Below are 14,256 nucleotides of genomic sequence, written 5' to 3'. Positions count from 1 at the left end.
TCGCCGCCGGGGTGGTCCCGGCGGCGGTCCGGGCGATGGTGGAACTCGGCGCCGAACCCGGGCGGATCACCGCCGCCACCGGCCCCGCGGTCTGCGGCCGCTGCTACGAGGTGCCCGCGCCGTTGCGCGCCGAGGTCGCCGAGCGGGTGCCCGCCGCGTACGCGGAGACCTCCTGGGGAACCCCGGCGCTGGACGTGCCGGAGGGCGTCGCGGCCCAGCTGGCCGCCGCGGGCGTCACCGCTCTGACGCGGTCGCCGGTCTGCACCCTCGAATCCGCCGACCACTACTCCTACCGTCGCGAGCAGCGCACGGGCCGGCTCGCGAGCTACGTCTGGTTGGGCTCCGAACAGTGATGACGAAGTGATGACGAACGACATCTACGGACCGTTCCCGAGCGGCTCCGATCGGTTTCCGGACAAGGGCTGGCTGGACGCGCTGACGGAGGGCCAGCGCGCCCGCTACGAGGAACTGGGCACCAACCTGGAGGTCGTCGAGCGCCGGATCGCCGACGCCTGCGCCGCCGCCGGGCGGGCGCGCGACGAGGTCCGGCTGATCGTGGTCACCAAGACCTACCCGGCCGAGGACACCGCGCTGCTGGCCGGCCTGGGCGTCACCGACGTCGCGGAGAACCGTGACCAGGACGCCGCGCCCAAGGCGGAGCAGTGCAGAAACCTTCCTCTCGCCTGGCACTTCGTCGGCCAGCTGCAGACCAACAAGGTCCGTTCGGTCGTCCGCTACGCCGACCACGTGCACTCGGTGGACCGGCCGCGGCTGGTGGAGTCGCTCGGCGCGGCGGTGCGCAAGGCCGAGCGCGCCGACCTCGGCTGCCTGGTCCAGATCGCGCTGGACAAGGAGCACGGGGAGGGCGGGCACCGGGCCGGCGTCGCCCCGGCGGACGTCGCGGAACTGACCGACGCGATCGCCGACACGCCCGGGCTGCGCCTGGACGGTGTGATGACGGTCGCTCCGCTCTCCGGACCGCTGGCCGGGGACCCGGCCGCCGCCTTCGATCGGCTGGCGGAAATCGCAACCGCCGTACGGACCGCCCATCCGGCTGCCACCATGGTGTCGGCAGGGATGAGCGGTGACCTTGAGCAGGCCATTGCCGCCGGAGCGACACATGTGCGCGTCGGAACGGCGGTACTCGGAGTGCGGTCACCCCTCGGGTAACGTCACCGGGTAGTAGATCAGACTGCAGGACAAAATAGGACAGAAGCTAGCAGCTTATCTGAGCGCTAGCCAACCGTGGATCGCAGCTCCGCGGCCCTCATCCACGAACTTTGATTGGCCGTCGGCCTGACGAAGCGTCGTGGGCGGACCGCGGAATCCGCAGGCAGGGGCCGTACGGCCCGGCCGCCGGGACGGAGCCGGTCCACCACAAGCGGAGGAGACAGGAGCATGGCCGGCGCGATGCGCAAGATGGCGGTCTACCTCGGCCTCGTGGAGGACGAGACGTACGACGGTCAGGGGTACGACCCCGACGACGACTACGACGCGGACCCCGAGCCGATCCGGACCGGGCGCACCGAGGACATCCCGCGGCCGGCCGCGCCGGCGCCCGCGCCCGTCTCCTCGATCACCCCGCAGCCGGTGCCCGCCGCCGTCCCGATCCGCCAGGAGACCCCGAGGATGGCCCCAGTGTCGTCCATCACACCCGACCGCCGCCACAACCTGGAGAAGAGCGCCCCGGTGATCATGCCCAAGGTCGTGAACGAACGAGAGCCCTACCGCATCACTACGCTGCACCCGAGGACCTACAACGAGGCCCGTACCATCGGCGAACAGTTCCGTGGCGGCACCCCCGTGATCATGAATCTCACGGAGATGGACGACACCGACGCGAAGCGGCTCGTAGACTTCGCCGCTGGACTCGTCTTCGGTCTGCACGGCAGTATCGAGCGCGTGACACAGAAGGTCTTCCTCCTGTCGCCTGCTAACGTCGATGTCACGGCGGAGGACAAGGCTCGGATCGCCGAGGGTGGGTTCTTCAACCAGAGCTGACCCGGCCACGACTTTACGTGTGGATCTGATCGACAGTGAGTTAGCGACAGGAGAGCGGCCTCAGGGCCGAGAACAGGGGAGAGGGAAGCGCGATGGAGATCGTGTGGGCGGTGCTCTACTACGCACTGACCGTCTTCCTGGTGTTCCTGCTCGTGCGGTTGGTGATGGACTGGGTGTTCCAGTTCGCGCGTTCGTGGCGGCCGGGCAAGGCCATGGTTCTGGTCCTGGAGGCCACGTACACTGTCACGGATCCGCCGCTCAAGCTTCTGCGGCGGTTCATTCCGCCGCTGCGTCTCGGGGGCGTGGCGCTCGACCTGTCCTTCTTCGTACTGATGATCATTGTGTATGTCCTGATCTCGCTTGTGCGGCCCTAGTCGTAGGTGAGCGATGCGACAGGATGCCGGTGTGCCGACGATCACGTTGAGGTGAAGAGATGCCATTGACCCCCGAGGACGTTCGGAACAAGCAGTTCACGACCGTCCGCCTGCGCGAAGGCTATGACGAGGACGAGGTCGATGCCTTCCTCGACGAGGTCGAGGCGGAGCTGACCCGTCTCCTCCGCGAGAACGAGGACCTGCGGGCCAAGCTGGCCGCCGCGACCCGGGCCGCCGCGCAGAACCAGGCCAACATGCGCAAGGAGCCGCCGCAGGACGCCCGACCCGGCGCCCCGGTGCCGGCCGCCATATCCGGCCCGCCGGTCCCCGGCCAGCAGGGCGGCCCCGGTGGCCCGCAGCAGCAGATGGGCCCGGGCGGTCCGCAGCAGCAGCAGATGGGCCCCGGCCCGCAGCAGCAGATGGGCAACCAGCCGCTCGGCCTGCCGTCCGGTGCCCCGCAGCTTCCCGCTGGTCAGGGCGGCCCGATGGGCGGCCCCGGTGGTCCGCAGCAGCAGCAGATGGGCCAGACCATGGGTGGCCAGCAGCAGCTGGTCCAGCCGATGGGTGGTCAGATGCTGCAGCCGATGGGCGGCCCCGGCGGCCCGCAGGGCATGGGCAACCCCATGGGCCAGGGCATGGGCCAGCAGCAGATGCAGCAGATGGGCGGCCCCATGGGCGGCCCGCAGCAGATGCAGCAGATGGGCGCCCCGATGCAGCAGCAGGGCCCCGGCGGCGACAGCGCCGCCCGGGTGCTGGCGCTCGCTCAGCAGACCGCCGACCAGGCGATCTCCGAGGCGCGTTCCGAGGCCAACAAGATCGTCGGCGAGGCCCGCAGCCGCGCCGAGGGTCTGGAGCGGGACGCCCGTGCCAAGGCCGACGCCCTGGAGCGGGACGCCCAGGAGAAGCACCGGGTCGCGATGGGCTCGCTGGAGTCCGCCCGCGCCACGCTGGAGCGCAAGGTCGAGGACCTGCGGGCGTTCGAGCGTGAGTACCGGACGCGCCTGAAGTCCTACCTGGAGACCCAGCTGCGCCAGCTGGAGTCGCAGGCGGACGACTCGCTCGCCCCGCCGCGGATCCCGGCCACCGCGTCGCTGCCGCCGGCCGCGTCGTCGATGGCTCCGGCCGGTGCGAGCGCGATGAGCAGCCCGTCGCCGAGCTTCGGCGGCAGCCAGCCGTCGTTCGGCGGGAACCAGCCCTCCTTCGGCGGGCAGGGCTCCTTCGGCGGGAACTCGGGCGGGCAGGGCTTCGGCGGGCAGGCCTCGGGTGGCAACTCGGGTGCGCCGCAGATGCAGCCGGCCGGGATGACCCAGCCGATGGCGGCCGTGCGTCCGCAGCCGCCGCAGCCGATGCAGCAGGCTCCGGCGCCGATGCGGGGCTTCCTGATCGACGAGGACGGCGACAACTAGCGGTCACCGCTTGGCGAAGCGCCCCCTGTCCGACCCTTCGGGGTCGGACAGGGGGCGCTTCCGCGTTGAGCGGGCGCGGGGGGAAGAGCAAGGACCGCCGCCACCTCGGGAGAGGTGACGGCGGCCCTTTGCGGATCCGGTCAGGCCTTGCGGAGCTGGAAGGCGAGGCCGAGGGAGTCGTCGGAGAAGGTGTCGGACTGCCAGTCGGCGGCGCCGGCGGCGAAGTCGGTGGCGAGCACCTCCTCGGCGACCAGGGCGCCGTGCTCGGCGATGGCCTCCGCGGTCTCGTCGCTGGTGGCCCGCCAGCGCAGGACGATGCGGTCGGCGACGTCCAGGCCGGAGTTCTTGCGGGCCTCCTGGATCTGGCGGATGGCGTCGCGGGCGACGCCCAGGCGCTTGAGCTCGGGGGTGATCGCCAGGTCGAGGGCGACGGTGGCGCCGGACTCGTTGGCGACGGCCCAGCCCTCGCGAGGAGTCTCCGTGATGATCACCTCATCGGGGGAGAGGGCGACGGTCTCGCCGTTCAGCTCGACGGAGGTGGTGCCCCCGGACCGCAGTTCGGCGGCGAGCCTGGCGGCGTCCGCGGCGGCGACCGCCTTGGCGACGTCCTGCACGCCCTTGCCGAAGCGCTTGCCCAGCGCGCGGAAGTTGGCCTTGGCGGTGGTGTCGACCAGTGAGGCACCGACCTCGGCGAGCGACTCCAGGGCGGAGACGTTGAGCTCCTCGGCGATCTGCGCGCGCAGGTCGGCGGGCAGCTCGTCCCAGCCCTGGGCGGCGACCAGCGCCCGGGACAGCGGCTGACGGGTCTTCACCCCGGACTCGGCGCGGGTGGCCCGGCCCAGTTCGACCAGGCGGCGGACCAGCGCCATGTGCCGGGAGAGGTCGGCGTCGACCAGCGACTCGTCCGCCTCCGGCCATTCGGCCAGGTGGACCGAGGCCGGGGCGTCCGGGGCGACCGGGACGACCAGGTCCTGCCAGACCTGCTCGGTGATGAACGGGGTGAGCGGGGCCATCAGCCGGGTGACGGTCTCCAGCGCCTCGTGCAGGGTGGCGAGCGCGGCGGCGTCGCCCTGCCAGAAGCGGCGGCGGCCGCGGCGCACGTACCAGTTGGAGAGGTCGTCGACGAAGCCGGAGAGCAGCTTGCCGGCGCGCTGGGTGTCGTACGCCTCGAAGGCCGCGTCGACCTCGCGGACCAGGGTGTTCAGCTCGGAGAGCACCCAGCGGTCCAGCTGCGGGCGGTCGGCCGGGGCCGGGTCGCTCGCGGAGGGGGCCCAGCCGCAGGTGCGGGCGTAGAGGGCCTGGAAGGCGACGGTGTTCCAGTAGGTGAGGAGGGTCTTGCGGACCACCTCCTGGATCGTCCCGTGGCCGACCCGGCGGGCCGACCAGGGCGAGCCGCCGGCCGCCATGAACCAGCGGACGGCGTCGGCGCCGTGCTGGTCCATCAGCGGGATCGGCTGCAGGATGTTGCCCAGGTGCTTGGACATCTTGCGGCCGTCCTCGGCCAGGATGTGGCCCAGGCAGACGACGTTCTCGTAGCTGTTCCTGTCGAACACCAGGGTGCCGACGGCCATCAGGGTGTAGAACCAGCCGCGGGTCTGGTCGATCGCCTCGGAGATGAACTGCGCCGGGTAGCGCCGCTCGAACAGCTCCTTGTTCTGGTACGGGTAGCCGTACTGGGCGAAGGGCATCGAGCCCGAGTCGTACCAGGCGTCGATGACCTCGGGCACCCGGGTGGCGGTGCCGCCGCAGTCGCGGCAGTCGAAGACGACCTCGTCGATGTACGGGCGGTGCGGGTCCAGGCCGCTCTGGTCGGTGCCGGTCAGCTCGGTGAGCTCGGCCAGCGAGCCGACGCAGGTGAGGTGGCCCTCCTCGCAGCGCCAGATCGGCAGCGGGGTGCCCCAGTAGCGGTTGCGGCTGAGCGCCCAGTCGATGTTGTTGTTCAGCCAGTCGCCGAAGCGGCCGTGCTTGACGTTCTCGGGGAACCAGTTGGTGGCCTCGTTCTCCCGGATCAGGGCGTCCTTGACCGCGGTGGTGCGGATGTACCAGGACGGCTGCGCGTAGTAGAGCAGCGCGGTGTGGCAGCGCCAGCAGTGCGGGTAGCTGTGCTCGTACGGCACGTGGCGGAAGAGCAGGTCGCGCGCCTGGAGGTCCTTGACCAGGGCCTCGTCGGCCTTCTTGAAGAACTGGCCGCCGACCAGCGGGACCTCGGGGGCGAAGGTGCCGTCGGCCAGCACCGGGTTGACCACCGGCAGGCCGTACTTGCGGCAGGTCGCGAGGTCGTCGGCGCCGAAGGCGGGCGACTGGTGGACGATGCCGGTGCCGTCCTCGGTGGTGACGTACTCGGCGTTGAGGACGTAGTGCGCGTTCTCGATCTCGACCAGGTCGAACGGGCGGCGGTAGGCCCAGCGCTCCATCTCGGCGCCGGTGAAGGACTCGCCGGTCGGCTCCCAGCCCTCGCCGAGGGCCTTGGCCAGCAGCGGCTCGGCGACCACCAGCCGCTCGGTGCCGTCGGTGGCCACCACGTAGGTGACCTCGGGGTGCACGGCGGCGGCGGTGTTGGAGACCAGGGTCCACGGGGTGGTGGTCCACACCAGCAGGGCGGCCCGGCCGGCCAGCGGGCCGCTGGTCAGCGGGAAGCGGACGAAGACCGAGGGGTCGACGACGGTCTCGTAGCCCTGGGCCAGCTCGTGGTCCGAGAGGCCGGTGCCGCAGCGCGGGCACCAGGGGGCGACCCGGTGGTCCTGGACCAGCAGGCCCTTGTCGAAGATCTGCTTGAGCGACCACCAGACGGACTGCACGTAGGACGGGTCCATGGTGCGGTAGGCCTCGTCGAGGTCGACCCAGTAGCCCATCCGGGTGGTGAGCTCGGTGAAGGCGTCGGTGTGGCGGGTCACCGACTCGCGGCACTTGGCGTTGAACTCGGCGATGCCGTAGTTCTCGATGTCCTGCTTGCCGGAGAAGCCCAGCTCCTTCTCGACGGCCAGCTCGACCGGCAGGCCGTGACAGTCCCAGCCGGCCTTGCGGGCGACGTGGTAGCCCTTCATCGTCCGGTAGCGGGGGAAGACGTCCTTGAAGACGCGGGCCTCGATGTGGTGGGCGCCGGGCATGCCGTTGGCGGTCGGCGGGCCCTCGTAGAAGACCCACTCCGGGCGGCCCTCGGACTGGGCCAGGCTGCGCTGGAACACCTTGTTGTCCTGCCAGAAGGAGAGGATCCGGTGTTCGAGCGCGGGCAGGTCTACCTGCGCGGGGACGGGGTTGTAGGTGGTGGCCATCGCGGGCGTCTACCTCCGGCGGATGCGTGGACGGGATCCGACGGAGGGACGAGACGGCGAGCCGTCCCGCGGTACCACCCTCCTTGGCCGCGGTCCTGCGTGCGGCCCTCTTGTTTGGGCTTGCGGCCGGGTTTACTGGGCCGGCGCGACGGGCGGGGTCGCGGACCGTTCTTCCGGCGGCTCCGGGGTGATCTTCGCGCGGTGCACACCCCCGGGCTCGCACCGTCCCCGGGTCGCTGGTGGCTGCGTACTGCGGTACTCGTCCCCATCTGCGCCTTGCAGGCCCAGTGTATCGGCCGTCGCAAGTCGGTTTCGGCGCGCCCGGGCCTGGGGCACAACTCTGTTCGGCGTGCCGGGCGTGGTGCCCGTGACGCCTGCCCGGGTGGGATCATTGTGAGGCGCCGGTATGTCATGTTGTGACCGTTTTTGATCGGGATTATCGTTCCGGCACTGGAGGCCGCCGGGAACCGGCGGCTCGATTCGTTCGTAGATGGGGTCGAAGCCATGGCTGAGAAGGCAACCGGCGCGGGTACCGCCACCAAGCGGGCACGCAAGGCCGTGGCAGGCGACCCAGGGGAGGGGACCGTGACCACTACCGCACGGCGCAAGAACACCACCGACACCACCCTCGTGGCCCCGGGCCGCACCCGTACCCCGGCCGGGGCCACCGCCCGGTCCGCCGGCGGCGCCGAGTCGGTCGACCCGGCCGAGCTGCCGGTCCGGGCCGGCGAGGACCCGTGGACCTCCGAGGAGGTGCACGAGCTGCACGCCGAGCTGCTCAGCGACATCGACCGGCTGCAGCACGAGATCGGCGCGGCCGAGGCCGCCATCACCGGCCTGATGCGGGACTCCAACGACGGGGCCGGCGACGACCAGGTGGACGCCGGTACGAAGAACATCTCGCGGGAGAGCGAGCTGGCGCTGGCCAACAACGCCCGCGACAGCCTCGCCCAGACCGAGCACGCGCTGGCCCGGCTGGAGGGCGTCGGCTTCGGCACCTGCGAGTCCTGCGGCCAGGCCATCGGCAAGGCGCGGATGCAGGCCTTCCCTCGCGCGACGCTGTGCGTCCAGTGCAAGGCGAAGCAGGAACGTCGCTGACGCCTCCGGGCGACCGGCCCGGTAGGACGCGGGGGGTCGGGCTTGACGTAGGCTCGACCCCGTAACGTCGCCCGATCCCTCGGCGGATCGGGTTTCCCACCGGCCTCGGCCCCCACGTCACGGCAGCGGAGCGGATCATCAGCACGCAAGGTTCCCCCCAGACCCGGGACGAATCCGTCCCGACGCTCGCGGACGTCGCGGCCGGGGCCGTCCCGGCCGACGGGGAGGAGCCCGTCGCCCGGCCGGAGGCCGCCACTCGGCCGGAGACCCCCGCCCGGACCGAGGGGCCGGCTGCGGACCCGGCGCCCGCCGAGGAGCCGAAGGGGCCCCGGCGGATCGGTGTGCTGCTGATCGTCGCGCTGCTCGCCTTCCTGATCGACCTGGGCAGCAAGCTGCTGGTCGTGGCCCGGCTGGAGAACCACGCGGCGATCGAGGTGATCGGCGACGTGGTGACCTTCCAGGTGATCCGCAACTCCGGCGCCGCCTTCGGCATGGGGCAGGCGCTCACCGTCCTCTTCACCATGATCGCCTCGGCCGTCATCGTGGTGATCTGGCGGATCGCCCGGCGGCTGTACAGCCTGCCCTGGGCGATCGCGCTCGGCCTGCTGCTCGGCGGGGCGCTCGGCAACCTCACCGACCGGTTGTTCCGCTCGCCCGGCGTCTTCCGCGGGCACGTGGTGGACTTCATCTCCGTCCAGCACTTCGCGGTCTTCAACCTCGCCGACTCGGCGATCGTCTGCGGCGGCATCCTGGTCGTCCTGCTCTCCTTCCGCGGCAGCAACCCGGACGGCACCGTGCACGAGCAGCCGGAGAAGGGCGAGCAGGCCGGCCAGGCCGAGTAGCCCCCGCGCGGTCCCGGGAGCGTCCGGCGGGGCGGCGCGCGTCCGGCATACTCGTACGGGTGAGTACCGCAGCGCAGATCCGCAGCCTCCCCGTTCCCGACGGCCTGGAGGGCGAACGCCTCGACGCCGCCCTGGCCCGGATGTTCGGCTTCTCCCGGACCAAGGCCGCCGAGCTGGCCGCCGACGGGAAGGTGACGCTCGACGGCGCCGCCGCCGGCAAGTCGGACCGGGTCACCGCCGGCTCCTGGCTGGAGGTTGAGATCCCGGCGCCGGCCGCGCCGGTGCGGATCGTCGCCGAGCCCGTCGACGGCATGCGCATCGTCCACGACGACGAGGACATCGTGCTCGTCGACAAGCCGGTCGGCGTCGCCGCGCACCCCAGCCCCGGCTGGACCGGCCCCACCGTGATCGGCGGGCTGGCCGCGGCCGGCTACCGGATCTCCACCTCGGGCGCCGCCGAGCGCCAGGGCATCGTGCACCGGCTGGACGTCGGCACCTCCGGGCTGATGGTGGTGGCCAAGTCGGAGCGCGCCTACACCGACCTCAAGCGGCAGTTCCACGACCGGATCACCGAGAAGAAGTACCACACCCTGGTCCAGGGCCACCCGGACCCGCTGAGCGGTACCGTCGACGCGCCGATCGGGCGGCACCCCAGCTCCGACTGGAAGTGGGCCGTCACCCGTGACGGCAAGCCGTCGGTCACCCACTACGACCTCATCGAGGCCTACCGGGCCGCCTCGCTGCTGGACATCAAGCTGGAGACCGGCCGCACCCACCAGATCCGCGTCCACATGTCCGCGCTGCGCCACCCCTGCGTCGGCGACCTCACCTACGGGGCCGACCCGACGCTCGCCAAGCGGCTGGGCCTGACCCGGCAGTGGCTGCACGCGGTGTCGCTCGGCTTCGAGCACCCGGCGGACGGCGAGTGGGTGCAGTTCGCCAGCGAGTACCCGGCCGACCTGCGCAAGGCGCTGGACATCATCGCGTCCGAGAGCTGAGGGGAACGCGGATGGCCGGGACGATCCGGGCGGCCCGGGACGAGGCCGACCTCGCGCTGGTGCACGGCGTCCGGCGGGACGTCTTCATCGTCGAGCAGGGGATCGCCGAGGAGGAGGAGTGGGACGACCTCGACCCCACCTCGGAACACCTGCTGGCGTTCGGCCCGGACGGTGAGCCGGTCGGGACCGCGCGGCTGATCTTCGGGGAGCAGGCGCTGAGGATCACCGGCGGGATCGAGGGGCGGGTGCTGCTCGGGCGGCTCGCGGTGCTGAAGGCGGCCCGGGGGACCGGGCTCGGCGCGGAGCTGGTGCGGGCGGTCGAGGCCGCTGGGCTGGCGCGCGGGGCGCGCGAGGTGGAGCTGCACGCCCAGGTCCAGGCGCTCGGGTTCTACGAGCGGCTGGGGTACGCGGCCGAGGGGCCGGTGTACGACGACGCCGGCATCCCGCACCGGACGATGACCCGGGTGCTGTAGGGCCCCGGGGCCGCCGGGCGCCGGTGGTTTTATCGGACGCCTACTCCGGGGGCGGCTACGATCACCGCCATGGAGCTCGGTGGGGCGTGGCGGCGTTGGCGAGGCCGTGGGACGGCCGCCGGACGGAGACTGGTGGCCGGGGCGGTGGCCCTGGTGGCCGTCGCCGGGGTCGGCACGACGGTGGCCGTCGCGGCAGGCGGTGAGCGGTCCGTCCGGCAGGAGGACCGTTTCCTCGCGATGCCCGAGACCCCCGGCAGCACGCAGGTCGTCCAGCTGGACACGTCCTTCTTCACCACCGGCGACAGCCCTCGGCCGGCCGTCCTGCTCGGGCACGGCTTCGGCGGCTCCAAGGAGGGCGAGCGCGAGCGCGCCCAGGAGCTCGCCCGGCAGGGGTACGCGGTGCTGACCTGGTCGGCGCGCGGCTTCGGGCGCTCCGGCGGGCGGATCGGGCTGAACGCGCCGGACCGCGAGGTCGAGGACGTCAAGCACCTGGTCGACTGGCTGGCGCAGCGCCCCGAGGTGCGGCTGGACGGCCCCGGCGACCCCCGGGTGGGGATCACCGGCGCCTCCTACGGCGGCGCGGTGGCGCTGCTCGGCTCGGCGTACGACAGCCGGATCGACGCCGTGGCCAGCGCGATCACCTGGTGGAACCTGGCCGACGCGCTGTTCCCGCAGGGGGTGCGCGGCTCGGGCGCGATCGACGGGGTGTTCAAGCGGCTGTGGGCCGGGATCTTCTTCACCACCGGCTCGGTCGGCGAACTCGGTCCCTCCGGCGGCGCGGCGCGGCCGGCCCTGGCGCCCGAGCAGGGCGGCGGGCAGGTCGGCTGCGGCCGGTTCCTGGACGAGCTGTGCCGGATGTACGACCGGGTGGCGACCTCCGGCCGGGCCGACCCGGAGGCCGTCGCGCTGCTCGACCGCTCCAGCCCGTCCTCGGTCGCCGAGCGGCTGAAGGCGCCCACGCTGGTGATCCAGGGGCAGCAGGACTCGCTGTTCCCGCTCGACCAGGGCGACGCGATCGCCCGCGCGGTGGCCGCCAACGGCGCGCCGGTGGCGGTGGACTGGTTCGCCGGCGGGCACGACGGCGGGACCGACACCAGTGACCGGGTGGACGCCCGGATGGTCGACTGGTTCGACCGCTTCCTGAAGAGTGACGGCCCGAAGGGCGACGGCGGCGACACCGGCGCGGCGTTCCGGGTGACCCGGACCGGCGGGGTCGACTCGACGGGCTTCCAGACGGTGCTGCGCGGAGCGAGCGCGGACGCCTACCCGGGCCTCGGCGGCACCGGCGCGCGGCGGTTCGACCTCAAGGCCCCCACCGGCGAGCCCGAGCAGGCCTTCGCCAACCCGGCCGGCGGGGCGCCGCCCAACATCTCCGCGCTGCCGGGCTTCGGCGGCGCGCTCAGCCAGGCGGCCACCCTGGGCGCCGGGCTGTCGCTGGACTTCCCCGGGCAGTTCGCCGTCTTCGAGTCGGCGCCGCTGGACGGCTCGGTGCACCTGACCGGTCAGCCGACCGTGTCGGTCCGGGTGCGGGCCGACCGGCCGGACGCGGTGCTCTTCGCCAAGCTGTACGACGTCGCCCCGGACGGCAAGCAGAGCCTGCCGCAGCAGCTGTCCGCTCCGCTGCGCGTCACCGGCGCGGACGCGCCCGAGGGCAGGACCGTCACGGTGGCGCTGCCCACCGTCGACCACACCTTCGACGCCGGGCACCGGCTGCGGCTGGTGCTCGCCTCGACCGACCTCGCGTACGCCTCGCCCGTCGAACCCGCCACCTACCGGGTCGCCGTCACCGGACCGGTGACCCTGCCGACCGTGGACGAGCTGGAGACCGAGGCGGCGCCGCTGCCCTCCCGGACCTGGGTGCTGCCGCTGGTGGCGCTCGCGCTGGCCGCCGCGCTGGTGCTGGTGCCACGGCTTCGCGCGGCCCGGTCCGCGCGCCGGGCGCACGGACCGGCGTACGACCCCGCGCTCGCCGGGGTGCCGCTGCAGATCACCGGCCTGAGCAAGCGCTACAAGGGCGCCGCCGACCGGTACGCCGTCCGCGACCTGGGCTTCCGGGTGGAGCAGGGCCAGGTGCTCGGCCTGCTCGGGCCCAACGGCGCGGGCAAGACCACCACGCTGCGGATGCTGATGGGCCTGATCCGGCCGGACGCCGGCGAGATCCGGATCTTCGGCCACCGGGTGCGGCCCGGCGCGCCGGTGCTCTCCCGGGTCGGCGCCTTCGTCGAGGGCGCGGGCTTCCTGCCGCACCTCACCGGACGGGCCAACCTGCGGCTGTACTGGCAGGCCACCGGCCGTCCGGAGGCGGACGCGCACCTGGAGGAGGCGCTGGCCATCGCCGGGCTGGGCGAGGCGCTGGACCGGGCGGTGCGCACCTACTCGCAGGGCATGCGGCAGCGGCTGGCGATCGCCCAGGCCATGCTCGGGCTGCCGGACCTGCTGATCCTCGACGAGCCGACCAACGGGCTGGACCCGCCGCAGATCCGGGAGATGCGCGAGGTGATGATCCGGTACGCGGCGGCCGGACGGACCGTCATCGTCTCCAGCCACCTGCTGTCCGAGGTCGAGCAGAGCTGCACCGACCTGGTGGTGATGGACCGGGGCCGGCTGGTCACCACCGGCGCGGTCTCCGAGATCGTCGGCGCGGGCGCGCAGCTGCTGATCGGCACCGACGCCTCGTTCGGGCCGGCGGACCTGGCCGCGGCGGCCGACAAGGTGGCCGCGCTGGACGGGGTCGGGTCGGCCGAGGCGGTGGAGCGCGGGCTGCTCGTCCGGCTCGACGGCATGGCGGGCAGCCAGCTGCTCGCCGAGCTGGTGCGGCTCGGGGTTCCGGTGGAGTCGGCCGGGCCGCAGCGCCGGCTGGAGGACGCGTTCCTGTCGCTGATCGGAGGTGCGGCGTGAGCGCCGTGGGTGCTGAGGTGTCGGCCGAGGTCGCGCCGGACCACGCGGCCGGCTACCGGGCCGGGCGGACGCTGCCGTTCCGGGTCGAGGTGGTCCGCCAGCTGCGGCGGCGCCGGACGATGGTGATCGGCGGGGTGCTGGCCGCGATGCCGCTGCTGGTGCTGGCGGCGTTCGCGGTCGCGGGCACCCCCGGGCGGGCCGACCGGACCAGCTTCATCGAGCTGGCCACCGCGTCCGGGCCGAACTTCGCGGTGACCATGCTCTTCATGGGCACCGGCTTCATGCTGGTCATCCCGGTCGCGCTGTTCTGCGGCGACACGGTCGCCTCGGAGGCCAGCTGGTCCTCGCTGCGCTACCTGCTGGCGGCGCCGGTGCCGAGGGCGCGGCTGCTGGTGCGCAAGTTCCTGGTGGGGCTGCTGTTCTCGGCGGCGGCGGTGACGCTGCTGCCGCTGGTCGGGCTGCTGGTCGGCACGATGGCGTACGGCTGGGGGGACCTGAAGCTGCCCACCGGGGCCAGTCTGACCGCCGGGGAGGCGCTGCCCCGGCTGGGGGTCGCGGTGGTGTTCGTGTTCCTGAGCGAGATCGTGATCGCCGCGATGGCGTTCTGGCTCTCCACCGCCACGGACGCGCCGCTGGGGGCGGTCGGCGGGGCGGTGTTCGCCTCGATCATCACCGGGGTGCTGGACGCGATCACGGCGCTCGGGGACCTGCGGGCCTGGCTGCCGGCGCACTGGCAGTACGCGTGGGCGGACGCCCTGCAGCCGCGGATGGAGTGGGGCGGGATGGTGCAGGGCGTCTCGCTGTCGCTGTCCTACGCGGTGGTGCTGCTGGCGCTGGCCTTCCGGGGGTTCACCCGCAAGGACGTGGTGTCGTAGCGGCTCCTGCGACGGTCCC

At 72.8% G+C, this 14,256-nt stretch carries 12 protein-coding genes; 11 read left to right on the top strand and 1 reads right to left on the bottom strand.

The genetic code is table 11. The features are described 5' to 3' along the window. The 5 genes from ABD308_RS15600 to ABD308_RS15580 all read left to right on the top strand — a co-directional run. Positions 1-353: laccase domain-containing protein (locus ABD308_RS15600; RefSeq protein WP_344333950.1), on the top strand; the 353-nt coding region annotated here is incomplete at its 5' end. Between the two features lie 10 nt (positions 354-363). After that, the gene (locus ABD308_RS15595) at positions 364-1,170 is read left to right on the top strand and encodes a YggS family pyridoxal phosphate-dependent enzyme (RefSeq protein WP_344333948.1); all 807 of its coding nucleotides are present in this window, start codon (positions 364-366) and stop codon (positions 1,168-1,170) included. 228 nt (positions 1,171-1,398) lie between these two features. Then, complete coding sequence (locus ABD308_RS15590; RefSeq protein WP_344333946.1) at positions 1,399-2,001, top strand: cell division protein SepF; 603 nt, start codon at positions 1,399-1,401, stop codon at positions 1,999-2,001. Between the two features lie 92 nt (positions 2,002-2,093). Then, positions 2,094-2,375 (top strand): YggT family protein, encoded by a 282-nt coding sequence (locus ABD308_RS15585; RefSeq protein ID WP_030301231.1) that lies wholly within the window; start codon positions 2,094-2,096, stop codon positions 2,373-2,375. A gap of 59 nt (positions 2,376-2,434) precedes the next feature. After that, entirely contained in the window at positions 2,435-3,781 is a 1,347-nt protein-coding gene (locus ABD308_RS15580) for a DivIVA domain-containing protein (protein WP_344333941.1), read from the top strand. A 140-nt stretch (positions 3,782-3,921) separates the two neighbouring features. Here the strand turns inward: ABD308_RS15580 and ileS are convergent, their stop codons facing one another. Beyond that, the gene (gene ileS / locus ABD308_RS15575; RefSeq protein ID WP_344333939.1) at positions 3,922-7,053 is read right to left on the bottom strand and encodes an isoleucine--tRNA ligase; all 3,132 of its coding nucleotides are present in this window, start codon (positions 7,051-7,053) and stop codon (positions 3,922-3,924) included. A gap of 585 nt (positions 7,054-7,638) precedes the next feature. Here ileS and ABD308_RS15570 point away from each other — a divergent pair. From ABD308_RS15570 to ABD308_RS15545, 6 genes are all read left to right on the top strand, one after another. Continuing rightward, positions 7,639-8,151: a TraR/DksA family transcriptional regulator gene (locus ABD308_RS15570; RefSeq protein ID WP_344333937.1), complete on the top strand. Its 513-nt coding sequence runs from the start codon at positions 7,639-7,641 to the stop codon at positions 8,149-8,151. Positions 8,152-8,237: 86 nt separating this feature from the next. Next, the gene (gene lspA / locus ABD308_RS15565) at positions 8,238-8,993 is read left to right on the top strand and encodes a signal peptidase II (protein ID WP_344333969.1); all 756 of its coding nucleotides are present in this window, start codon (positions 8,238-8,240) and stop codon (positions 8,991-8,993) included. A 59-nt stretch (positions 8,994-9,052) separates the two neighbouring features. Continuing rightward, positions 9,053-9,991: an RluA family pseudouridine synthase gene (locus ABD308_RS15560; protein WP_344333935.1), complete on the top strand. Its 939-nt coding sequence runs from the start codon at positions 9,053-9,055 to the stop codon at positions 9,989-9,991. 11 nt (positions 9,992-10,002) lie between these two features. Continuing rightward, complete coding sequence (locus tag ABD308_RS15555; protein ID WP_344333933.1) at positions 10,003-10,464, top strand: GNAT family N-acetyltransferase; 462 nt, start codon at positions 10,003-10,005, stop codon at positions 10,462-10,464. A 69-nt stretch (positions 10,465-10,533) separates the two neighbouring features. Then, positions 10,534-13,362: an alpha/beta fold hydrolase gene (locus ABD308_RS15550; protein ID WP_344333931.1), complete on the top strand. Its 2,829-nt coding sequence runs from the start codon at positions 10,534-10,536 to the stop codon at positions 13,360-13,362. Continuing rightward, complete coding sequence (locus ABD308_RS15545; RefSeq protein WP_344333929.1) at positions 13,359-14,237, top strand: ABC transporter permease; 879 nt, start codon at positions 13,359-13,361, stop codon at positions 14,235-14,237. The genes ABD308_RS15550 and ABD308_RS15545 overlap by 4 nt, the downstream gene beginning before the upstream one ends. Positions 14,238-14,256 lie beyond the last annotated feature (19 nt).

The sequence above is a fragment of the Kitasatospora putterlickiae genome, from assembly GCF_039527695.1.
GTDB classification, from domain to species: Bacteria; Actinomycetota; Actinomycetes; order Streptomycetales; family Streptomycetaceae; genus Kitasatospora; species Kitasatospora putterlickiae.
This window is presented reverse-complemented; position numbering and strand designations above follow the sequence as displayed.

What these genes read in the sequence shown, in the direction of transcription:
- ABD308_RS15595 (WP_344333948.1), top strand. Translation starts at nt 364, where the DNA reads ATGACGAACGACATCTACGGACCGTTCCCGAGCGGCTCCGATCGGTTT.
- ABD308_RS15590 (WP_344333946.1), top strand. Translation starts at nt 1,399, where the DNA reads ATGGCCGGCGCGATGCGCAAGATGGCGGTCTACCTCGGCCTCGTGGAG.
- ABD308_RS15585 (WP_030301231.1), top strand. Translation starts at nt 2,094, where the DNA reads ATGGAGATCGTGTGGGCGGTGCTCTACTACGCACTGACCGTCTTCCTG.
- ABD308_RS15580 (WP_344333941.1), top strand. Translation starts at nt 2,435, where the DNA reads ATGCCATTGACCCCCGAGGACGTTCGGAACAAGCAGTTCACGACCGTC.
- ileS (WP_344333939.1), bottom strand. Translation starts at nt 7,053, where the DNA reads ATGGCCACCACCTACAACCCCGTCCCCGCGCAGGTAGACCTGCCCGCG.
- ABD308_RS15555 (WP_344333933.1), top strand. Translation starts at nt 10,003, where the DNA reads ATGGCCGGGACGATCCGGGCGGCCCGGGACGAGGCCGACCTCGCGCTG.
- ABD308_RS15550 (WP_344333931.1), top strand. Translation starts at nt 10,534, where the DNA reads ATGGAGCTCGGTGGGGCGTGGCGGCGTTGGCGAGGCCGTGGGACGGCC.